23 protein-coding genes and 1 riboswitch are annotated in these 21,551 nt (G+C 35.6%); of the genes, 17 read left to right on the top strand and 6 right to left on the bottom strand.

Translation table 11 applies throughout. The features are described 5' to 3' along the window. The first annotated feature begins 7 nt into the window (after positions 1-7). The 9 genes from pxpB (at position 8) to lepB (ending at position 8,666) form a co-directional block, all read left to right on the top strand. Positions 8-721 carry a 5-oxoprolinase subunit PxpB gene (gene pxpB / locus SB773_RS19405; protein ID WP_060750361.1) on the top strand — a complete coding sequence of 238 codons (714 nt, stop codon included), beginning with the start codon at positions 8-10 and terminating at the stop codon, positions 719-721. After that, entirely contained in the window at positions 712-1,701 is a 990-nt protein-coding gene (locus SB773_RS19400; RefSeq protein WP_410591507.1) for a 5-oxoprolinase subunit C family protein, read from the top strand. The genes pxpB and SB773_RS19400 overlap by 10 nt, the downstream gene beginning before the upstream one ends. 18 nt (positions 1,702-1,719) lie before the next feature. Further along, a complete protein-coding gene (gene pxpA / locus SB773_RS19395; RefSeq protein WP_044443112.1) occupies positions 1,720-2,493 on the top strand; it encodes a 5-oxoprolinase subunit PxpA in 774 nt (257 codons plus the stop codon). Positions 2,494-2,527: 34 nt separating this feature from the next. Beyond that, the gene (locus SB773_RS19390) at positions 2,528-3,223 is read left to right on the top strand and encodes a DUF969 domain-containing protein (protein WP_002127994.1); all 696 of its coding nucleotides are present in this window, start codon (positions 2,528-2,530) and stop codon (positions 3,221-3,223) included. Position 3,224: 1 nt separating this feature from the next. Beyond that, entirely contained in the window at positions 3,225-4,187 is a 963-nt protein-coding gene (locus SB773_RS19385; protein ID WP_060750364.1) for a DUF979 domain-containing protein, read from the top strand. A 16-nt stretch (positions 4,188-4,203) separates the two neighbouring features. Continuing rightward, positions 4,204-4,851: a pyroglutamyl-peptidase I gene (gene pcp, locus SB773_RS19380; protein ID WP_410591504.1), complete on the top strand. Its 648-nt coding sequence runs from the start codon at positions 4,204-4,206 to the stop codon at positions 4,849-4,851. A 75-nt stretch (positions 4,852-4,926) separates the two neighbouring features. Then, positions 4,927-5,652 carry an NAD-dependent protein deacylase gene (locus SB773_RS19375; protein WP_044443117.1) on the top strand — a complete coding sequence of 242 codons (726 nt, stop codon included), beginning with the start codon at positions 4,927-4,929 and terminating at the stop codon, positions 5,650-5,652. Between the two features lie 225 nt (positions 5,653-5,877). After that, the gene (locus SB773_RS19370; RefSeq protein WP_410591575.1) at positions 5,878-8,034 is read left to right on the top strand and encodes a peptidoglycan D,D-transpeptidase FtsI family protein; all 2,157 of its coding nucleotides are present in this window, start codon (positions 5,878-5,880) and stop codon (positions 8,032-8,034) included. Positions 8,035-8,144: 110 nt separating this feature from the next. Then, a complete protein-coding gene (gene lepB, locus SB773_RS19365) occupies positions 8,145-8,666 on the top strand; it encodes a signal peptidase I (RefSeq protein ID WP_002142345.1) in 522 nt (173 codons plus the stop codon). Between the two features lie 187 nt (positions 8,667-8,853). Here the strand turns inward: lepB and SB773_RS19360 are convergent, their stop codons facing one another. After that, the gene (locus tag SB773_RS19360) at positions 8,854-9,477 is read right to left on the bottom strand and encodes a cephalosporin hydroxylase family protein (protein WP_078178857.1); all 624 of its coding nucleotides are present in this window, start codon (positions 9,475-9,477) and stop codon (positions 8,854-8,856) included. 182 nt (positions 9,478-9,659) lie between these two features. Between SB773_RS19360 and SB773_RS19355 the strand changes: the two genes are divergently transcribed. Next, positions 9,660-10,184 carry an NUDIX hydrolase gene (locus SB773_RS19355; protein WP_131245583.1) on the top strand — a complete coding sequence of 175 codons (525 nt, stop codon included), beginning with the start codon at positions 9,660-9,662 and terminating at the stop codon, positions 10,182-10,184. An 81-nt stretch (positions 10,185-10,265) separates the two neighbouring features. Here the strand turns inward: SB773_RS19355 and SB773_RS19350 are convergent, their stop codons facing one another. Further along, on the bottom strand, positions 10,266-11,030 hold the full coding sequence (locus SB773_RS19350; RefSeq protein ID WP_410591501.1) for a class I SAM-dependent methyltransferase: 765 nt from the start codon (positions 11,028-11,030) through the stop codon (positions 10,266-10,268). A gap of 371 nt (positions 11,031-11,401) precedes the next feature. Here SB773_RS19350 and SB773_RS19345 point away from each other — a divergent pair, with 371 nt between their 5' ends. Continuing rightward, the gene (locus tag SB773_RS19345) at positions 11,402-12,385 is read left to right on the top strand and encodes a hypothetical protein (RefSeq protein WP_410591499.1); all 984 of its coding nucleotides are present in this window, start codon (positions 11,402-11,404) and stop codon (positions 12,383-12,385) included. A 110-nt stretch (positions 12,386-12,495) separates the two neighbouring features. On the opposite strand, the gene SB773_RS19340 is transcribed toward SB773_RS19345, so the two are convergent. The 3 genes from SB773_RS19340 to SB773_RS19330 all read right to left on the bottom strand — a co-directional run bounded on the left by SB773_RS19340 (position 12,496) and on the right by SB773_RS19330 (position 15,196). Beyond that, entirely contained in the window at positions 12,496-13,266 is a 771-nt protein-coding gene (locus tag SB773_RS19340) for a DNA alkylation repair protein (protein ID WP_410591497.1), read from the bottom strand. A 33-nt stretch (positions 13,267-13,299) separates the two neighbouring features. After that, complete coding sequence (locus SB773_RS19335) at positions 13,300-13,605, bottom strand: iron-sulfur cluster biosynthesis family protein (protein WP_131245586.1); 306 nt, start codon at positions 13,603-13,605, stop codon at positions 13,300-13,302. A gap of 124 nt (positions 13,606-13,729) precedes the next feature. After that, the gene (locus SB773_RS19330; RefSeq protein ID WP_016091686.1) at positions 13,730-15,196 is read right to left on the bottom strand and encodes an amino acid permease; all 1,467 of its coding nucleotides are present in this window, start codon (positions 15,194-15,196) and stop codon (positions 13,730-13,732) included. Positions 15,197-15,308: 112 nt separating this feature from the next. Next, positions 15,309-15,501, bottom strand: a riboswitch (Lysine riboswitch). A 387-nt stretch (positions 15,502-15,888) separates the two neighbouring features. On the opposite strand from SB773_RS19330, the gene SB773_RS19325 reads away from it, so the two are divergent. Continuing rightward, positions 15,889-16,338: a GNAT family N-acetyltransferase gene (locus SB773_RS19325; RefSeq protein WP_410591494.1), complete on the top strand. Its 450-nt coding sequence runs from the start codon at positions 15,889-15,891 to the stop codon at positions 16,336-16,338. Positions 16,339-16,378: 40 nt separating this feature from the next. On the opposite strand, the gene SB773_RS19320 is transcribed toward SB773_RS19325, so the two are convergent. Further along, positions 16,379-17,281 (bottom strand): sulfite exporter TauE/SafE family protein, encoded by a 903-nt coding sequence (locus SB773_RS19320; protein ID WP_410591492.1) that lies wholly within the window; start codon positions 17,279-17,281, stop codon positions 16,379-16,381. A gap of 207 nt (positions 17,282-17,488) precedes the next feature. On the opposite strand from SB773_RS19320, the gene SB773_RS19315 reads away from it, so the two are divergent. From SB773_RS19315 to SB773_RS19295, 5 genes are all read left to right on the top strand, one after another. Then, positions 17,489-18,289: a VOC family protein gene (locus tag SB773_RS19315; protein WP_410591490.1), complete on the top strand. Its 801-nt coding sequence runs from the start codon at positions 17,489-17,491 to the stop codon at positions 18,287-18,289. A gap of 11 nt (positions 18,290-18,300) precedes the next feature. Beyond that, positions 18,301-19,239, top strand: coding sequence for an aminoglycoside phosphotransferase family protein (locus tag SB773_RS19310; protein WP_410591488.1), 939 nt, complete (start codon positions 18,301-18,303; stop codon positions 19,237-19,239). 13 nt (positions 19,240-19,252) lie between these two features. Then, positions 19,253-19,996, top strand: a complete 744-nt coding sequence (locus SB773_RS19305) for a metallophosphoesterase family protein (protein ID WP_410591486.1) — start codon at positions 19,253-19,255, stop codon at positions 19,994-19,996. Positions 19,997-20,140: 144 nt separating this feature from the next. Beyond that, on the top strand, positions 20,141-20,809 hold the full coding sequence (locus tag SB773_RS19300; RefSeq protein ID WP_410591484.1) for an AAA family ATPase: 669 nt from the start codon (positions 20,141-20,143) through the stop codon (positions 20,807-20,809). Positions 20,810-20,852: 43 nt separating this feature from the next. Further along, positions 20,853-21,395 carry a GrpB family protein gene (locus SB773_RS19295; protein ID WP_410591482.1) on the top strand — a complete coding sequence of 181 codons (543 nt, stop codon included), beginning with the start codon at positions 20,853-20,855 and terminating at the stop codon, positions 21,393-21,395. The last annotated feature ends 156 nt before the right edge of the window (positions 21,396-21,551 follow it).

Here is a 21,551-nt window from a genome sequence, read left to right as displayed (position 1 = left end):
GAGTGGGATGAAATTTTCTGCGTTAGGGGATCAAGCAATTATTGTTACATTTGGTGAAGAAATTGGGATGGATATATACGAAAAAGTGCAACGATTATTTCAAGCACTGCAGCAACATCCGTTTGCAGGAATGGTTGAATGCGTTCCGTCGTTTACTTCATTAGCGGTGTACTACAATTTGTACGAAGTATGGAAGCGAAATAAGAGAAGTGAAAGACCATATGATCACGTTTGCCAGTATATAAAGGAGCTGTGTGATTCATATAGAGAAGAAGTAAACCGAGATGTGAAACATATTTCTATACCAGTGTGTTACGGGGGAGAATATGGACCTGATTTAGAAGAAGTTGCGCATTATCAAGGATTACAAGTAGAGGATGTTATTCGAATACATAGTGAAACAACATATTTCGTGTACATGTTAGGTTTTACACCTGGATTCCCTTATTTAGGGGGATTATCAAAAGAACTAGAAACACCTAGAAAAGAAACACCACGGTTACAAATCGCTCCTGGTTCAGTAGGGATTGGCGGAAATCAAACGGGTATTTATCCGCTTGAAACACCAGGAGGCTGGAATATTATCGGCCGAACACCTATTTCTCTATTTAATCCAAAAGAAGAAACACCAACATATATTCAAAGTGGTATGTATTTACGATTTATACCAATAACAAAAGAAGAGTACGTATCGCTTGAGGGGGCTAAAGAATGGATGTAGAGATTTTGCATGGAGGAATGTTTACAACAGTCCAAGATTTAGGGCGATCTCATTATCAACAATACGGTGTACCTGTTGGCGGTGCTATGGATAAAAGTGCGCTCAGGATGATTAATATGTTAGTAGGTAATGAGGAGAATGAGGCTGGACTCGAAATTACAATAATGGGACCTAAATTGTTAATAAAGAAAACGACTTTGCTTGCGATTGGCGGTGCGGATATCGAACCGTTATTAAATGGAGAACGCATTCCATTATGGCGCCCTATATTAGCTGAAGAAGGAAGCATGCTTTGTCTCGGAAAAGCGAAAAGCGGTTGCAGAGCATATGTGACTTTTGCGGGCGGTATAAATATTGATCGTACGATGGGAAGTAAAAGTACTTACATACGTGCTGCTCTTGGCGGTATTGAAGGGAGAATGCTGAAAAAAGGAGATTATTTTCAAATTGGTACAGGGGCAGAAGTTGCAAGTCGTTTCATTCAAAATTTACAAGAAGAAAAGCGTATAAAAACGAAGTGGGCAATTTGTAACAATGCTTTACCAAAATATAAGAAGCATCCTATTCTTCGCGTCATAACAGACTTTGAATATGATCAATTTACAGAAGAAAGTATAAAGTCGTTTTTTTCGAAAGAGTATAAAGTGTCCAATTATGCTGATCGCATGGGATATAGGCTTGACGGAGATGTTTTAAATAGAGTTGAAGAGATAGAAATTTTATCGAGCCCAGTTACATTCGGAACAATTCAAGTACCAAATGGTGGACAGCCTATTATATTAATGGCTGATAGACAAACGACAGGTGGTTATCCGAGAATTGGAAATGTAATTTCAGTAGATTTACCTCTTCTAGCGCAGCTGAAACCAGGAGACTACGTAACTTTTGAAAAAATAACTATGGAAGAAGCTGCACAATTATATATAAAGCAGGAAACAAGTATGAGTCTATTAAAGAAATTCATCGCTTTACGAAGCTGAGATTAGGAGGAAAACATCGTGACTAAAATCGATTTAAACTGTGATTTAGGAGAAAGTTTTGGAGCTTATAAAATGGGGAATGATGATGAAATTCTTCCGTTCGTTTCCTCTATAAACGTTGCTTGTGGTTTTCATGCGGGTGATCCGTCCGTTATGAGGCAAACGGTTGAAAAAGCCCTGCAGAAAAACGTAGCAATAGGGGCACACCCTGGATTTCCTGATTTAATTGGATTTGGAAGAAGGAACATGCATGTTTCAGCAAGTGAAGTATACGATTATGTTTTATATCAAATTGGCGCATTAGACGGATTTGTTAAAGCTGCCGGAGCGAAAATGCAACATGTAAAACCGCACGGTGCCTTATATAATATGGCGGCAACTGATTCGGAAATTGCGGATGCAATCGCAAAGGCAATTTATCATATTAATCCTGGATTATTACTTTACGGATTAGCGAATAGTGAGGCATTTATAAAGGCAACAGAAAAATATAATATAACTCTCGTACAAGAAGCTTTTGCTGATCGCACGTATAAGCAGGATGGAACTTTAACGAGCCGTACAGAAGAAAATGCTCTTATAAAAAATGAAGATGAAGCAATAAAACAAGTACTTCAAATGGTGAAAGAAGGGTATGTAGAATCGGTTAATGGGGGGAAAGTAGCAGTTCAAGCGCAAACGATATGTTTACACGGGGATGGAGAGAAAGCAGTCCAATTTGCGGGAAAAATATACAGAACATTCGAACTTAATGGTATTTCTATATGCGCACCAAATAAAGTGAAACTTTAATTAGCGGGATTAAAAATGAGAGGAAGTGTTAAAATTGGTGAAATTAATTGGGATTTTACTTGTTGCGGTTGGGTTTTTATTTAGGCTAAATACACTGTTAGTAGTTATGGTTGCGGGTATTGTTACTGGTATGGTTTCAGGCTTAAGTTTTTATGATGTGATCAGCATGTTCGGTAAATTTTTCATAGAAAACAGATATATGTCTATGCCAATCATATTAACTTTACCGGTAATCGGAATTTTAGAGCGTTATGGTTTAAAAGAAAGAGCAGAAGCACTTATAACGAAATCAAAAGGAGCAACAACTGGAAGAGTATTAATGTCATATTTTACGATAAGAGAATCATCAGCAGCACTTGGACTAAATATTGGTGGTCATGCGCAAACGGTAAGACCGCTTGTTGCGCCAATGGCAGAAGGAGCTGCGCAAGGTAAATATGGTAAACTCCCTGAAAAATTGAGAGAAAAGATAAAAGCAAATGCAGCAGCTGCGGAAAATACAGCTTGGTTTTTCGGAGAAGATATTTTTATCGCAACTGGTGCCATTTTATTAATGAAAGGGTTCTTCGATTCAGTAGGTATGCATGTCGGTGTATGGGATATGGCGCTTTGGGGCATTCCAACTGCGATATCGGCACTTATTGTGAGCTGGATTAGGTTTAGAAGGTTTGACAAGTATATAGAGAAAACAATGAAGGCAGAAGAAAACCAAGAGAAGGAGGCTATATAAGATGAACATCATAACAATGGATACAATTTATTATGTATTAGGGATAATCGTTGCATTTATCGCTGTTCGTATTGCATTTGATCGTGAACACCCAAACCGATTCGGTTCTAGCTTATTTTGGGCATTGTTTGCAGTTACATTTTTATTCGGAAATGTCATACCTTCATTTTATGTGGGCTGTATTGTGCTCGCTATGGTCGTGTTAGCTTCATTAAATAAAGTAACAAAATCAGAGGAGAAAGAAGTACCAGTACAAGAACGTGTGAAACATGCTGAGAAATTAAAGAATAAAATTTTCATGCCTGCAATATTAATACCTATTTTTACAATTATCGGTACGTTAACATTAGGAAAAATTAAATGGGGAAATGTCGCGCTTGTTGATCCAGATAAAGTAACATTAGTTGCATTAGCGTTAGGGGCATTACTCGCATTCATTGCAGCGATGCGTATTACAAAAGCGAAAATAACAACGCCTGTTCAAGAAGGAAGTAGGTTATTACAAGCTGTTGGCTGGGCAGTTATTTTACCACAAATGTTAGCGGCACTTGGCGGTATTTTCGCGAAGTCTGGCGTTGGACAAGTTGTTTCTGATTTAGTCGGACAAGTGTTACCGACAGAGTATCCATTCGTTGCTGTTATGGCGTATTGTTTAGGAATGATGCTATTTACAGTCGTAATGGGGAATGCATTCGCAGCGTTTGCAGTAATTACTGGCGGAATCGGATTACCTCTAATTGTACAAATGCACGGCGGGAATCCAGCTATTATGGCAGCACTCGGTATGTTTGCTGGATATTGCGGAACATTGCTTACTCCAATGGCGGCAAACTTTAATATCGTTCCGGCGATGCTGTTAGAATTGAAAGATAAGAATGCAGTCATTAAGGCGCAAGTACCAATTGCTCTTTCCATTTTCATTATAAATATGTTTATAATGTACGGCCTTGTATATCGTTTCTAATTAGGAGAGTGAAACTATGAAAACAGTATTAGTAACAGGATTTGATCCGTTCGGCGGAGAAAGCATCAACCCAGCTTGGGAAGTCGCAAAGAGTTTGCATGAAAAAACAATCGGAGAGTACAAGATTATTAGTAAACAAGTGCCAACCGTATTTCATAAATCAATACAAATATTAAAAGCATATATAGAAGAGTTATCGCCTGACATTATTATATGTATTGGACAAGCTGGGGGTAGATCAGATATTACGATAGAGCGTGTAGCAATTAATATCGATGATGCAAGAATTGCTGATAATGAAGGGAACAAGCCAGTGGATATGCCGGTTGTAGAAGAAGGACCGACCGCGTATTGGTCTACACTTCCTATGAAAGCAATCGTGAAAAAACTTCGCGAAGAAGGCATACCGTCATCAGTTTCACAAACTGCAGGTACATTCGTTTGTAATCATTTATTCTATGGTCTCATGCACGAACTAGAAAAACATGATAAGAAAATAAAAGGCGGATTTATTCATATTCCGTTCTTACCAGAGCAAGCGAGTAACTATCCAGGTCAACCGAGTATGTCACTTTCTACGATTAGTAAAGGAATACAATTAGCAGTTGAGATGACAACGGAGGTAGAAGTAGATATTGTTGAATGCGGGGGCGCGACGCATTAAGTAAAATGAATTGTACAACACCTACTGTAAACAACTGGTATAATAAGTTTAGGAATATACATAGAGGTGATTTTTGTGCAATATGAGGAAGTACGTTCGATATTAGAAAAAGCAAAGAAAATTACAGTGTTAACAGGTGCTGGTGCAAGTACGGAAAGTGGTATCCCAGATTTTCGTTCAGCAAATGGATTATATGCTGATGCGAATGTAGAGATGTATTTGTCGAGAGGCTATTATAATAGAAATCCGAAAGAGTTTTGGAAGCATTATAAAGAAATCTTTCAAATTAATACGTTTCATCAATATAAACCAAATCGAGGGCATCGCTTTTTAGCGGAGCTAGAAGAACAAGGGAAAGACATAACGATTTTAACGCAAAATATTGATGGTTTGCATCAAGTAGGTGGTAGTAAACATGTAATTGATTTACATGGAACACTTCAAACTGCACATTGTCCGAAGTGTAAAACGGGATATGATTTACAATATATGATTGATCATGAAGTACCGCGTTGCGGGAAGTGTAATTTCATTCTAAACCCAGATGTTGTTTTATACGGAGATACACTGCCACAATATCAAAATGCAATAAAACGTTTATATGAAACAGATGTACTTCTCGTAATGGGAACGTCATTAAAAGTGCAACCTGTCGCTTCATTCCCAGAAATCGCAAAGAGAGAAGTAGGTGCAACAACAATTTTAGTAAATGAAGAGTTAACAGGGCAAGAATACAATTTTGATTTTGTTTTTCAAAATAAGATTGGTGAATTTGCCAAAGGGTTATCTTCGATTAAATAAGTTTTTGTTTTCGTAAAGAAACTGAGGTGAATGATGTCCACCTCAGTTTTTTTGTATGAATTATATTCATGTTATTGCGTATAAGGGGAATGGTAATAAATAGGATGAGAAAATCAAAAACTGAAAATTAAATCTTTTATTTCTTTTGTAATTAATATAAAATTCTATATATAGCATATAAATAAATTTAATACATAATGGTTCATGCGTAGAAATGTTAATAGAATGAAGCGAGGGAGCAAAATGAGACAGAAAAAGGAGAAACAGAAACAGTCGAAAAAGAAAAAGACTCATATTCCGTTTCGGTTAAATGTACTATTTTTTATCGTTTTTCTTTTATTTTCAGCTATTATTATTCAATTAGGTAAAGTACAAATCATTGACGGAGAAACGTATCGAAATGAAGTGAATAAAAAGGAAGATGTAACGGTGAGTACTCCAGTTCCGAGAGGGAAGATGTTTGACCGGGAAGGGAAAGTTATTGTAAATAATAAACCGTTACGAACTGTTACATATACGAAGATGAAAGGAGTGGACTCAAAAGAGGTTTTAATAGTGGCAAGAAATTTAGCACAGCTAATTGAAATGCCGCAAGAAGATATGGACAAGTTAACAGAGACAGATAAAAAAGACTTTTGGATGCAGTTAAATGAAAAACGTGCAGCAACAAAAGTAACGAAAGAAGATGAGAGTAAATTTAGGAAACAGGAAATAGAAGGGAAAGACTTAGATAAGAAAGTAGAAGAGTTGAGACGAGAAAGAATTACACAAGAAGAATTAAACGAGCTTTCGAAAGAGGATATAGAAGTACTAGCAATTAAAAGCAAAATGAATGCGGGATATAAAATGACGCCACAAATCGTCAAAAAAGATGTAAGTCAAAATGAATATGCAGTAGTGAGTGAAAGATTATCGAGCTTGCCAGGCGTAGATACGACTGTGGATTGGGAGCGCGAATATCCAAATGACAAAATACTACGTTCTGTACTTGGTAGTGTTTCTACTGAGAATGAGGGATTACCAAGGGAGCAATTAGACTATTATTTAGTGCGAGATTATAACCGAAATGATCGTATTGGTAAGAGTTACATCGAAAAACAATACGAAGATGTGTTACATGGAACGAAAGAACAGTCTAAAAATATTACGGATAAAGCTGGAAATATTATTCGGACTGAAAAAGTGACAAAAGGAAAAAGTGGAAATAATTTAATGTTAACAGTTGATATGGATTTACAGAAAAAGGTGGAGGAAAGTCTTGAAAGGAATTTAAGGGCATTTCATTCTTCTGAACCGATGATGGATCGTGCATTCGTCGTTATGATGAATCCAAAAAATGGTCAAATTCTATCATTAGCAGGAAAGAAAATTGTAAATAAAGATGGCGGGATGCAAATAGAAGACTACGCTTTAGGAACGATGATAAGTTCTTACGAGTTAGGATCAACGGTGAAAGGAGCTACGGTATTAGCGGGATATCAAACAGAAGCGATTAAGCCATATACGCATTTCTTTGATGCACCAATGTACTTTAAAGGAAGTTCGAAGCCGAAGAAATCGTGGAAAGACTTTGGAGATATTGATGATTTAAGAGCATTGCAAGTTTCATCCAATGTCTACATGTTTAATACGGCGTTAAAGATTGCGGGGATTGATTATGTACCAAACAATCCGTTAGATATTAGGCAAGAAACATTCAATAAAATGCGCTATTACTTTAGACAATTTGGTTTAGGTGTACCAACCGGTATTGACCTTCCAAATGAATCGATTGGTCAAATGGGTAGAACAGATAATATACCTGGTTTTTTACTTGATTACGCCATTGGACAATATGATACATATACGCCGCTTCAGCTTGCGCAATATATGTCAACGATTGCAAATGGTGGTTACCGAATGAAACCACAAATTGTACAAGAAATTAGAGAGCAACCGAATAGACCAGAGGAAGTCGGGAAAGTTATGCAATCGATGGAACCAGTCGTGTTAAATCGAGTGGATATGGATTTTTCATATATAAATCATGTGAAAGAAGGGTTTAGAAGAGTTTTCCAAGAGGTAGATGGGACCGGTGCTGGAACTTTTAAAGGATTACCTTATAAACCGGCTGGGAAAACAGGGACAGCAGAAACAGTGTACGGTGGAGAAAGTGATATTGGAAGAGATGAAAACAACTATCGAAAAAAATGTTATAATTTAACTCTCGCCGGGTATGCGCCATATGATGCTGATCCGGAAGTTGCTTTTTCTGTTGTTGTGCCATGGGTAAATAATGATAAATCAGGTATTAATTCTGCAATTGGTAAAGAGGTTTTGGATGCATATTTTGATTTAAAAACGCAGAGATCGGGTGTAAGTCCAGTCCCAGTAACACAATAGCCGAGTAAGGCACAGTAAAAAATTCAAATTGTAGTATATCACTGCGCAAATGAACAGGTGCAGTGATATATTTTTGAGTTAAAAAGTGTTTTGATAAGGTGGGAATGGATATGAAAGAGGAGAATAAGAGAGGTTGGGGAAAGTACATACTATTTATATTTGTCCTAGTAGTAACGTACCAGTCTTTCACTTTATGTAAAGTGGAAGGAAAATCAATGCAGCCAACTTTACATGAAGAAGACTACGTATTTGTAAATAAAGCTGCGGTACATTTTTCTAGCTTACAGCACGGAGAAATCGTCATTATTAAGGAAGAGGATGAGTCGAAATATTATGTGAAACGTGTAATAGGGCTTCCTGGTGACGTAATTAACATAACGAATGGAACTGTATACGTAAATGACAAAAAGCAAGATGAACCTTATATAAATAAAGATTTATATAACAATACACAAGTGTTTTATAATTTTCAAAAGACAAAGATTCCGCCAAATAAGTTATTTGTAATGGGAGACAATCGTGAACAAAGTAAGGATAGTCGAAATGGTTTAGGATATATTGAAGAAGATAATATAATAGGAAAAGTGGAATTTGTGTACTATCCTTTTTCGAAAATGAAAATCATAAAATAAGTGGGGATTCACAAAACCCCACTTATTAAAGTTTCACTTTATCCCGCATTAACGGGCAGTAAGACTCCCACTTTAAAATTCAGCTGGGGCAAAGAAGTTAGGTGGGAGATCAACTGCCCGTAAAAGCCCGATTGGTGAAGGCTAATAATTAGTGGGGGATGGACAAAACCCCCCACTGATTAAAGTTTCACTTTATCTTCTTTAAAAAACCTTTTGGATTAAATGATATGAAAAACTTATGTTTAGATTCATCGATTATGAAATTGCTATTTTTAGTTAAAAACTCTTCCACAGCTTCCATTGGGCCAGGGCCCCAATCAGGAAGGAGAGGATTTCCGTTAATACTTGTATCTTCTACAATAATGTAACTGCCAGTGGTTACAATAGATTTATAAAGTAAGAGTTCTTTCGATACATGTTCTTTACTATGATCAGAATCTAAAATAACTAAAATCACATCATCAGGTTTGCGCATACTTAATATTGATTGGACGGCCTGTACAGAAACAGATGAAGCTGTTAAATACGTAATTCGATTATGGGATGGCCGATTTGGTTGCGGAGTTATATCGATAGTAAGTACGTGACCTTTTCCAATTAAATCTAACATAGAAGCTAAAAATAGTGCACTACCACCGTAAAAAGTTCCGCATTCAATAATTAAATCAGGCTTTAATTCGTATAATATTTCTTGATACAAAAAGAGATCAGAAGGAAGTTTGCAGATTGGAACCCCGAACCAGTGTGTACCATGTAACCAAACGTTGCTGTCGTAATATTGTTTTAGAAATTCGCTACTAATGTTATCGATTTTGAATTCTCCTTTCTAAAAAGGATTCTTTCATACGTAAAGAGTTTACGTATGAAAGTTGTACTATATATTATGTGGTAAGGGATTATAAGGCGAGTGTTTTCACGTGAAAATAAGCCAAATAACACATGTGGAAAATGAATTGCTTACAAAAGAAGATGTAAATGAAAGGAAATGATCGTATGTATAAGTACACAATTTGCTTCATTAGAAAAGGAGATAGAATACTTCTACTAAATAGAAACAAGAAGCCGACAATGGGAATGTGGAATGGTGTCGGAGGGAAAATAGAAGAGTATGAAACGCCATACGAAGGAGTCATTAGAGAAACCTTTGAGGAAACGGGAATAGAGCTTCCAAGTGTAACGTATAAAGGGAATGTTATTTTTAAAGTTAAAGACGAACCTCGGGGTAGCGAAGGAATGTATGTATTCCTAGCTGATTTACCAGATGGAGTACATATTGATACGCCAGTAAGCACTCATGAAGGTATATTAGAATGGAAGTCAATTGATTGGATATTAGATGGTGATAATAGAGGTGTAGTTAGCAATTTGCAAAGATATTTACCGACATTATTAAGTGAGGACAACAATTTAGAGCATATATTCACATATGATAATCGGAATATTATTGATTACAAAACTACACTTTTGATAGAAGATAATACGAAAAAACGATATGAAAAATATCTCGTTTCTCAATAAGAGAAGAAACGTTAAAATACGAAGAGAAAGCCAAATTCCCATAAAGAATTTGGCTTTTTACAAGGAATGCTAATTCTAAGTTTACTCTTCATAATTTGCTTTAATAATAAAGCGGTGTTGCTTCACATTGAAATATCCCTTTTGTAAGATAATTTCATGTATGCGATACAATTCCTCGGTATAGCTATCTACTATAAAATCAGGGATTTGCCACGGAATTGCTTTTAAGTAATAGACAACAGCACCGACATCATAAAAACGCTGAAGAGGGAACTCTTCCTTCGCTTCTAAAATTGTAAATCCGCTTTTCCTCAATTCACTACATGCCGTTTCGAGTGACCAACTTGAAAATTCGCTATTCAGCGGTGTGCCAAACTGCTCATTCAGTTCCGCACAATCAAGACCACCGACTTGTTGTGTAAGAAATGTTCCATTGGTGGAAAGACTTCTTTTCACTTCAGAAGCAGAATAGGATTCATGTTGATTCACAATTAAATCAAACTGACCATCTTGAAATGGTAAAGCAGTATCATCAGTCACTTCTACGACTATAACTCCTAAAGGTTCTAATTTCTTTCGTGCAATTGGGACATTCGGAGCATAGCCCTCAGTCGCATAAATAGTTGACGGGAACGGTTGTAACATAGATAAAAACTCTCCGCCACCAGTCCCCATATCTAGCATTGATTTTGCACGTTGCATAAGCTGGAAAGCAGTGCTACCGTATGACCATGATAGGGGCTCGCTATTTATACGGCCAGTTTCTGAAATGAAAGAAAAATCCCAGCCACTAAAATTTGTATTAGCACTTTCTAATAGTGCCGAAAATAATGGATCACGTTTCATAATTGTATCCTCCTATTTTATAAGTAAATGAAATGATGAGAAAAGAAAAAAGGAGGGCCTCTTATTAAAGTGGAATGGTTTTACGTTTCGTGTTCGAATAGATTCATATAAATTAGCTCCTTGCGAGAATGGTTATTTATATATTCGGGAGTATCGAGTGAAAATCCTTTGAAGTTATTAGGGAAGGTGAAAGTACGATCAAATTTTGGATGGGGTTATACAGTGAAACCTATGGGGATATTTTTATTAATACAAGAAATAGATATATAAACTGAATATAAAAACGTTTTAATTGTTTGAAAACATTCGATAATTTAGTATTGTTTATATATGGAATATTTTATTTTTAGGAAAAAAGGGTAAGGGGCTAGATGAAAAGAATGAAAAATGTAATGTTGCTAGTGTTGTGTTTCTTATGTTTAAGTGGTTGTAATTATGAAGATGAAGATCAGGTGAAAAAATATGTGAAAAAAAAGCACGGAATTGATGTGGTTGTAACAGATTGGGGTGCTATACATGAAGGGAATATGGGACATACATACCATACTGTTCAAGCGAAAAATAACAAAAATATTCAATTTAGAGTAGAGGTAGATGGCATCTTATATTCAACAATAAAAGGTGATGAATATCAATACGGGAAAAAAACATATGAGGAATATAAGGAATTTAAACCAATGCTAGAAGAAATTGAAAAATTAGGTTACGTGGAACCTGAAAATAAAAATGTTTTTCAATATATAGTGGATGATGATTATATAGAGGAGAAACCAACTGATAAGTTATTATTAACTTTAAAAACGAGTGACAAGATTGATTACAGTCAATTTGAATCAAAAGAATTAGATCGTTTATATGCTCTAATCCAATTCATTCAGAAGAGTAATAGAAAGATAACAAAACTTGAAATTGAGGATTATAATGGTGAATCTATAGGCTTACCTTTTTATAATGTGCAAAAAGCTATAACGAAAGAAGAACTGTTTTTGACAATGAAAAACACCGTAAGCGGTTATTGGACATATTTGATTCAAACTGAAACAAAAGTAGGCGAAAGGTTAAATGAAATTCAAAATGATCGTTTTGGAATTGAAGATATTACTTGTTCACACCCGAAAGACGGCAATTGTCTAGAGTATGAATTGACTTTAGTTTTCAATGACAGTGAGATAAAATATAGAAATGATTCATATGTAATAGAGGATTTGAGAAAAGTAGTTACTATTCTTAAAGAAGAACTATATAATAAGGAATTTAACATATTTTTAAGGAACAAGGATGGAACAAGTTATTCACTCTGGCTATCATCAGAAAAAATCAAGAAAAGTAATAACATAGAAGAGCTAGTAAAATAAAGGTATAAAGAAGAATTTTAAAGAACTTTTTACGTTTATAATTGCTTTATTCAAAAGGAAAAAACGCTTATACTTCATTTTTGAAGCATAAGCGTTTTTGTATAAAATACTTAAAAAGAAAAATCTTTTGGCAAATTCCCACTTTTTATTACCGTTCTTAACCCATGTTTTATAATCCAAGGGTTAACAGGATGCTGTTTATCGCGTAATTGTTGTAACCATTGAAAAACGAGTTCTTTATCTTCTTTTGTAATATCGTTAATATGATTGGCTACTGATTTTTGGACATATTTAGAAGTGTCATTCATTAATAGCTCAAGAAGCTTTAAATTATTTCTAAAGTCATCTTTCAGAGCTCCAATTTTTTTAGCCCAAGGAAGTCTCGGTCTTGTACCTTCGGAAACTAATCTTCTAATGTGGCTGTTTTCGTCATGAATCCACTGTTGTAATATGTCTAGTGTGTCTTCATGATATTTTTCAAGAAAAGGCCGAATGGCATATTCAGCAGTATTCCTTTTTGTTATTTCATACATTGCGTTGAAAGAGGATTCAAAATCGTTAAGCCCATATTTTTCAACGTATTTTGCAATAGGCATATACATATAACCATTTGTAAATGTGCCTACTTCTGTAGTATTTTCTGGTCCCAATGTTTTCAGTAATATATGTATTGCTTCATTAAATTCTTTTTGTAATGCATAGTGTAATTCATCTGCTATTACTTCTATACGTTGCTTTAACTCTAAATTTTCAACTTTACATGTTACGGTAGATACAAAGTTTCTTTTAGAGAAATTAGGATCGTGTTTACAAATAGAATCAGCCATTTTTTCTGCTAATTCTTCGTTGAATAAAAATTTTAACGGAACATATTTGCCCATTTTTTCACCCCATTGGTCGGATAAAAACAATGTTTATTTTTTAATCGACAATCCATACACCAAAGTCTCACTAGGAGTCGTAATACTAAAACCTGTCGTCTTATAATCAAGTTTCACAGTATCACCAGTGTAATCTGTCGTGAATGAATCCATTTGTACGATAAGATCCGCATCTTCATATACAACATCATCTGCATGATATGTATCCCAAATTAAATCAACATCAACAAAAATGCTACAAGAGTTTGTCATTGTCCCTCTAATGCGAATAATCTTTTTGTCTTCACGTTCTAATCTATGTATAGCAGCTTTTGCTTCATCAGTAATACGAATGTTCATGTGATCCCAACCTTTAAGTGTATTTACTTTATTATTGCAAAAAGATAAGAAATAGGGAAGTAAATGGGATTGTAATAAAAAAACGAGCAAACAAATTTGTTTGCTCGTTTTGCTATACTTTATTCTATTTCAGTTCACATTTATCAAGTGGAATTACTTTCGTTTTCTTAGTGAATTTATATCCTAACCATAGTACTAAGAAGAGTGGTAAACCGATGTAAGAAACGAGTACACCGTTCCAGTCGATAGATGCTCCCGTAAATGCTCCGTAGTTTTGACCTAAAATAACGATAACACAAAGTGTAAATGCAAAGATTGGACCGAACGGGAACCATTTCGCTTGATATGGTAAATCTTTTAAATCTTTCCCTTGTGCAATATAAGCTTTACGGAAACGGTAATGACTAATAGCAATCCCTACCCAAGCAATAAATCCTGACATCCCAGAAGCATTTAATAACCAAATGTATACAACACCGTCACCGAATAAAGAAGCGATGAAAGCGACGCTACCAACTACTGATGTTGCGATTAATGCGTTAACAGGTACACCACGGCTATCTAATTTTCCTAAGAACTTAGGTGCTTTTCCTTGGCGAGCTAAATCCCAAAGCATACGAGTTGATGCGTACATTCCAGAGTTACCAGCAGAAAGTACTGCAGTTAAAATAACAGCGTTCATAACAGAAGCAGCGAAGGCAACGCCCGCTTTTTCAAATACAAGTGTAAATGGACTTACTGTAACATCACTTGCTGCAAGGCTTTCAGTCGTATAAGGAATTAATAAACCGATAACGAGAATTGCTAAAATGTAGAATAATATAATACGCCAAAAGATAGAACGAATTGCTTTTGGAATATTGCGTTCTGGATCAGCAGTTTCACCAGCAGCTACTCCTAATAATTCAGTTCCTTGGAATGAGAAACCAGCAGCCATAAATACACCGATAATTGCCATGATGCCGCCATTAAATGGTGCATCTGCAACAGTGAAGTTTTTAAAGCCGACAGATTCGCCGCCCATAATTCCAAAAATCATCATAAAACCGACAATTAAAAAGATAATAATAGTAACTACTTTAATAAGTGCGAACCAATATTCAGATTCACCAAAACCTTTAACAGATAAATAGTTTAAGAGAAAAATAATAGCTAAACAAAGTCCACTCCAAATAAGAGAAGGGGTATCTGGGAACCAAAATTTCATAATTAATGTTACGGCCGCTAGTTCAGCTGCAATCGTAATTGCCCAGTTATACCAATAGTTCCATCCAAGTGCAAAACCAAGTGATGGATCAACAAATTTTGTTGCATAAGTACTAAAAGATCCAGTAACAGGCATGTAAGCCGCGAGTTCTGCTAAGCTTGTCATTAAAAAATAAACCATAATTCCAATTGCGGCATATGCGACTAATGCACCGCCAGGACCAGCTGAATGGATAACACCACCACTGGCAAGAAATAATCCGGTACCGATTGTACCACCGAGAGAAATCATCGTAAGGTGACGAGATTTTAATCCGCGTTTTAATTCACCTTGTCCTTGTGTAGTTTGCGTTTTAGAGGTAGATTGATTTGTTGCGCTATTCATGTTCAACACTCCTTTTCTTGTAGGTTAGGAAGGAGCGGGGGAGAAAAATACAAAAAACCGCCAAAGGAATTAGGCGGAACGTTTCACAAATAACCACCCCATCATACCCTTCCGTTAAGATAGCACACCACGTTTACACGGTAATTTTGTAAACGTGACAGTTCTGTTCCTTTCGGAGACAGCCCCAGCTCATATTTCCAGAGAAGAAATATAAACTTCGGCAACTTTTCCTTTCAAACGGAGTCAGTGACATTCGCTGTGTCTCGTCCATTTTACTTTTAAAAGTCGCAACCTCTACCTCATCGGATTGATGAGGATTTATATATTGCTATGATTTTTAATATATGGCAATTGTAATGATTTTCTGAATATATTGCAAGGGATTTTGTTAGGAAAAGTCAAAAATTATCGGTTATTGTATAGGAAACGCTTGCAAAACTCCACCCGAACCTACTGTTATGTAACAATAAGCAAAGAAAAAATTGTTATACAAATGTTTCGCAAAAAATATTGAAAAATCCTTTAAAATTAAAAGAAAATTCAGAATATATAATTCGACAAAAATATCAAAAAGGATTAGTTTTTTATTTTGTTTCAAAGAATAAACATATGCGTACGCAAAAAAAAGAATGAATATTCTATATATTTATAGTAAAATTGTAGTATTGTTTAATTGAAAAGGGGACATCATTATGAAATTAGAAACGGAAAGATTACATATTATCCCGTGTACGGAAGAGTGGGTTCAAATTGCGAATAATCAAGGATACAATAGTGGCCCGCATATTTTAGGACATGTAGAAAATTTGAAACAAGATGCGGCTGTATTACCGTGGGGCGCGTGGTATGTTATTCGGAAAGAGGATGATGTTGTTCTAGGTGATATAGGATTTAAAGGGAAACCGAATGAGCAACATACGGTAGAAATTGGTTACGGATTTATTGAGAAATATTGGAATGAAGGGTATGCAACAGAAGCAGTTAGTGAATTAATGAAATGGGCTTTTCAAACAGGGGAAGTGGAAACGATTATAGCGGAGACATTCCTTGATAACTATAGCTCCATTCGTGTATTAGAGAAATTACATATGAAAAGAGTAAATAGTACTGAAACGATGGTCAATTGGAAAATAGAAAAATAAAAAATACCGCTCGAAGTAAATCGGGCGGTATTATTATTAATTATGGTAGCATTTGTTTTTGATCTTTCGGATAGCCGGCTGTCGATACGTTAGAACGATTGGAATGATTACGAACAGCAATAAAAATAGATATAATAACGACAAGACCAACTGCAACATAAGAAAGTGTAATAATAGTTGGATCAACTTTAAATGTAGTAAGCAGTGTACGAATATTCGTAAAGATAATAAGTCCGCCAACGAGTACGCCAAGTAAATGAGAAGGAACGATGCGTACTAACCATGCGGCGATTGGTGCGGCAACAATACCACCAAGCATGAGGGCAAATACCCAAACCCAGCTTATTTGTTCCCAGCCAAGTGAGATGAAAAAGCCGATTGTTGCAGCGAGTGAAACAGGAAATTCGCTCGTATCTACAGATCCAATAACTTTTCTAGCATCATTTCCTTTTGCAAGTAGAACAGGTGTCGTAATAGGCCCCCAACCACCGCCGCCAGTTGAATCGACGAATCCAGCGAATAAGCCAAGTGGTACAAGTTGTTTTGCAGACATACGCTTATTTGAAGAAACAATTTGTTTTTGAATGATGAATCGTAATAAAATATAAACCCCTAAAGTAAATAAAAATATGGAAATGTACGGTTTAATTACATCGCCAGGTAAATTACTTAAAAAACATGCTCCAATAAATGCGCCAATTGCTCCTGGTAATGTAAGCCTAGAAACTGTATATTTATCAACGTTTCCAAATTTGATGTGAGATGCACCAGAAGCGGCGGTTGTAACGACTTCAGCTAAATGAACTGATGCGGAAGCTACAGCTGGTGCGATACCAAACATTAATAATAGTGAGGTAGACGTTACCCCGTACGCCATACCAAGTGCGCCATCGATCAATTGAGCGAAAAATCCAATAATAGCAAAGATAATTAATTTCTGCATAAATAATCCCCCTGTAATAATAAATGAAAAAGGCACTTTTCCCGTGTGAGAAAAGTGCCTTTGGTTTTTCCAATCAGCAACATATTAATTTGTTTTATTATAATGCATATTAATCTTATAAATCAACTAGGTTTTTAAGTTTTTGGAATTGAATGAAAGAAAAATAAAATATACAATGAAAGGATGGAGAGAAAGGGGAGAAAGAATATGTTAGCATTTGATCATCTCGTTCACGCAGTGCATTGTACACCGGGGGAAGCGGCAAAACAAATGCAGGAGCATGGATTTCATACTGCAATAGGCGGTGAGCATACGACTTGGGGTACTTGGAATAGTTTATGTTATTTTGATTTATCATATATAGAATTTTTAGCAGTTCAGCATGAAGAAAAAGCGAAAGAAGCGGAAAATCCATTAGTACAAGAAACAGTGGTGAAATTAAAAAATGGAGAAGGGATGCTACAAATCGCAATTCGAACAGATGCAATTGAAGAACTAGCAAATAAGTTTAATAAGCACGGCTTACATACGATAGGACCATTTGAAGGGAAACGGATGAGAAAAGATGGTCGGCTTTTAGAATGGAAAATGTTATTTGTAAAGCAAGAAGAGAACGGACCGAAATTACCTTTCTTTATACAGTGGAATGAAACGGACGAAGAAAGAAGAAACGATTTACGTAAAATAGGGACGATCACTGAACATAAAAATAAAGTACAAGAAATTGAAACGATTCATTATGCGGTGAAAAATGTTCGAGAAACAGTGCGGAAATGGAAAGAAGTAATGGGACTAACAGCAAGCTCGGTCACAAAAAATGTAAAGTGGAATGCTGAATGTCAAAGTGTATCGTTTGGAAATATTAGCGTACAATTTTGTGAACCGATTGGGGAAGGGCTAGTGCAAGAACGCATAAAGAACCAGGGTGAATATCCTTTTGCAGTGGAGTTTAAAGGGGGAAATAAACGAGAGTATGAGGTGTTAGGTAGTTTGTACATATATGAATAGAGGTGAACTTTGTGGAAGAAATGTTAAGAGAGATAGAGAGAAAACTAGGGTGGCCTCATATTGTAAAATGTACAGCTATTACAAAAGGTTTTTCACATGAAGAGAAATATAAAGTTGAATTAGAGAATCGAGAAACGTATTTTGTAAAAGTGTGTGATTCTGCAAATTTTGAACGAAAACAAGAAGAATATACGTATATGAAACAGTTGGAGTCATTACATATCCCGACGCCAAAATTAACTCATTTCATAAGACTTGAAGAATTAAATAAATGCGTTCAAATATTTGAATGGATTGACGGAGTAAATGGAGAAGAGAGTTTAGGCAAGTTATCGGTGAAAGAGCAGTATGCTGCGGGGAAAAGAGCTGGAGAAGTTTTAAAGAGAATTCATACAATAGAAAAAGAGAATGTCATTGCTTCGTGGGAAACGTTTCAGTGGAACAAGTACGAGAGATACTTGAAAGCATTAGCAGACTTAGAGGTAGACTTTCTAGATATGAAGCCAGTATTAACCTTTGTAGAGAATCATAGAGACTTATTAAAAAATCGTCCTATCACATTTTTACATGATGACTTCCATCCAGCGAATAGTATGATTCACGATAAGGAGTTTATCGTTATCGATTTTGGTGGATATGATTTTGGCGATCCAATACATGATTTTTATAACGTAGCGATTTTTACTACAAGAATAAGCAAACCATTTGCGGTTGGTCAAGTTCACGGTTATTGCGGAGGTGAACCTTCACTCCATTTTTGGAAACTGTATTCATTATATGCAGCGATGACATTCCCAGCGGATATCGTATGGACAAACCGAACTACACCGCATTTAGTAGAGGATGTGAAAGAAAGATTGAACCGAATTATAGAAGAGCATAATCATTTTTCATCTTATATTCCAAAATGGTATCAATCACAACATGAGGATATAATAAACAATAAATAACGGAGGGATTCATTTGGATAAAATTGCGGTAATTTCAGATATACATGGTAATATTCCGGCATTAGAATCTGTGCTGAAAGATATTAAATTAAGAGGAATCGATCGCATTATTTGTCTTGGGGATTTAGTAGGAAAAGGCCCCCATTCTAGCGAAGTAATTGAAATTGTTCGTAAAGAATGTGAAGGAACCGTAATGGGAAACTGGGATGATTTCATTACAAAACCAACTGAATTTGAAGCGTTAAAATGGCATCAAAAACAATTGTCAGAAGAACAAAATGAGTATTTAAGAAGCTTACCATTTTCAATCGAGTTTTATATGAGTGGGAAACTGATTCGTATGTTCCACGCTTCACCGAGAAGTTTGTATGAAAGAATTCAACCGCATGCAACAAGAGAAGAGCGTATTAGTATGTTCGAAAATAGTGAGTTGACAGAGAATATAGAAGGGGAAAGAAAACCAGATGTCGTTTGTTACGGTGACGTTCATCAGGCGTATGTGCAAAATTTTAGAGGGAAAACGTTATGTAATGCTGGTAGTGTAGGTAATCCACTTGAAATTACACAAGCTTCCTATTTAATTTTTGAAGGAACATACAATGAAAAAGAAGCAGCAAGCTTTTCCATTCAACTCGTGCGTGTACCATATGATATTGAACTAGCCATCCGACTAGCTGAGGAGCTGGATATGCCAGAAATTGAAGAATACAAGCAAGAATTACGGACTGCTTTATATCGAGGTTTTAAGGGGAAATAAGGAAAATATAAATCAATAAAAATATATCTATCATAACTTAAAATATATCAACGATTTTTTTCAATATATCGATTTACCAACAAATAGCGATAAATTTAATTTACTGCAATTATATTATGTAAACAATATACAGGAGGGAATGTCATGCTCCGAAAACAATACATGAAAGAAATTGCTAATCATATTTTAACGTTAAAATTAACCCATCCAATAAGAGTTGGAGTAAATGGTATAACAGCTTCAGGAAAGACAACATTTGCAAACGAACTGGCAGAGGAAATGAAAAATCGGGGAGTGCAAGTAATACGCACCAGCATTGACGATTTTCATAACCCTAGAGTGATTCGTTATGCACAAGGAAAAGAGTCCGCAAGAGGGTATTACGAAGACGCACACGATTATACAGCTTTCAAAGAAAGGCTATTAAAACCTTTAGGACCTAATGGGAATTTACAGTATGAAACGATTTCTCATAACTTAATAACGGATATCCCTGTACATAATGAGCCGCTAGTGGCCTCGCCAAATATGGTGTTAATAGTAGGTGGAACATTTCTATTGAAAAAAGAAGTTGAGCATCTATTTGATTATAAAATTTTTGTAGATACAGATTTTGAGATTGCAAGAAAACGTGGTGCAAAGCGAGAAACTGAAGCTTTTGGAAGTTATGAAGAAGCTGAAAAGATGTTTTTGAACAGGTATCATGCAGCTTGTAAGATGTATATAGACGAGCATAATCCGAAAGAGTGTGCGGACGTTGTATTTTCTAATAGTGATTTTGAGAATCCGGAAGTTGTATTTAAAGGAATATAAAATCGTTTATATAACAAAAAGTTCGTGAAAGGGGATGTGTTGGGTGGATAAAAAAGATAATCCGAACGATTGGCCTGTATGGGCGAATGAGTCAGTAGAGATAGTTAATGCAAAACCTGATTGGCAAGATAAAGGCCGATATGAAGAACAGCAACTTTATGAACTGCTTGCTCCTCTCGGTATTAGAAAAGTAATACATATAGGAAGTACATCCATACCTGGTTTACCTGCAAAACCTATCATTGATCTAATGGCTGAAACAGACTCATTTGATAGAGTGCTCGATATTTCAGCAGAATTGTCTATATATGATTGGCATTATGTAGGCCCGGAATTAGATGAAAGACCTTGGAGAAGGTTCTTTGTGAAAGTGAAGAATAATAGGCGTGTAGCTCATCTGCATTTGATGATTAAAGGAACTGAACGATGGGAGCAACAACTTTTATTTCGTAACCGCTTACGAGAAAATCCACAATTAGTTTATGATTATTCAAATCTAAAGCAAGAGTTAGCTAAAAGGTTTAACCAAGATAGAGAAGCATACACAAAAGCTAAAACAGAATTTATTAAACAAGTTCTAAAATGATTTGAATTTTGATTGTAACTACGTTTGAATACAAATGAAAAAAATACTTTATTTTATAGCCTAAACTTACATGAAATGCATGTAAACAAAGTGAGAAGCTTTGGTGTTCCAATGTATTTCCTTTTATTTCTCGGGAGAAATTTATATAATTGAATC

This window comes from Bacillus sp. SIMBA_074, from assembly GCF_046534555.1.
GTDB lineage: Bacteria > Bacillota > Bacilli > Bacillales > Bacillaceae_G > Bacillus_A > Bacillus_A mycoides.
Note: the sequence above shows the minus strand (reverse complement) of the source record. Positions and strands in the feature narration are given on the sequence as shown.

What these genes read in the sequence shown, in the direction of transcription:
- SB773_RS19350 (WP_410591501.1), bottom strand. Translation starts at nt 11,030, where the DNA reads ATGAAACGTGATCCATTATTTTCGGCACTATTAGAAAGTGCTAATACA.
- SB773_RS19300 (WP_410591484.1), top strand. Translation starts at nt 20,141, where the DNA reads ATGCTCCGAAAACAATACATGAAAGAAATTGCTAATCATATTTTAACG.
- SB773_RS19370 (WP_410591575.1), top strand. Translation starts at nt 5,878, where the DNA reads ATGAAGCGAGGGAGCAAAATGAGACAGAAAAAGGAGAAACAGAAACAG.
- SB773_RS19345 (WP_410591499.1), top strand. Translation starts at nt 11,402, where the DNA reads ATGAAAAGAATGAAAAATGTAATGTTGCTAGTGTTGTGTTTCTTATGT.
- SB773_RS19355 (WP_131245583.1), top strand. Translation starts at nt 9,660, where the DNA reads ATGTATAAGTACACAATTTGCTTCATTAGAAAAGGAGATAGAATACTT.
- SB773_RS19330 (WP_016091686.1), bottom strand. Translation starts at nt 15,196, where the DNA reads ATGAATAGCGCAACAAATCAATCTACCTCTAAAACGCAAACTACACAA.
- pcp (WP_410591504.1), top strand. Translation starts at nt 4,204, where the DNA reads ATGAAAACAGTATTAGTAACAGGATTTGATCCGTTCGGCGGAGAAAGC.
- pxpB (WP_060750361.1), top strand. Translation starts at nt 8, where the DNA reads ATGAAATTTTCTGCGTTAGGGGATCAAGCAATTATTGTTACATTTGGT.
- SB773_RS19340 (WP_410591497.1), bottom strand. Translation starts at nt 13,266, where the DNA reads ATGGGCAAATATGTTCCGTTAAAATTTTTATTCAACGAAGAATTAGCA.
- SB773_RS19315 (WP_410591490.1), top strand. Translation starts at nt 17,489, where the DNA reads ATGTTAGCATTTGATCATCTCGTTCACGCAGTGCATTGTACACCGGGG.
- lepB (WP_002142345.1), top strand. Translation starts at nt 8,145, where the DNA reads ATGAAAGAGGAGAATAAGAGAGGTTGGGGAAAGTACATACTATTTATA.
- SB773_RS19335 (WP_131245586.1), bottom strand. Translation starts at nt 13,605, where the DNA reads ATGAACATTCGTATTACTGATGAAGCAAAAGCTGCTATACATAGATTA.
- SB773_RS19325 (WP_410591494.1), top strand. Translation starts at nt 15,889, where the DNA reads ATGAAATTAGAAACGGAAAGATTACATATTATCCCGTGTACGGAAGAG.
- SB773_RS19320 (WP_410591492.1), bottom strand. Translation starts at nt 17,281, where the DNA reads ATGCAGAAATTAATTATCTTTGCTATTATTGGATTTTTCGCTCAATTG.
- SB773_RS19385 (WP_060750364.1), top strand. Translation starts at nt 3,225, where the DNA reads ATGAACATCATAACAATGGATACAATTTATTATGTATTAGGGATAATC.
- SB773_RS19400 (WP_410591507.1), top strand. Translation starts at nt 712, where the DNA reads ATGGATGTAGAGATTTTGCATGGAGGAATGTTTACAACAGTCCAAGAT.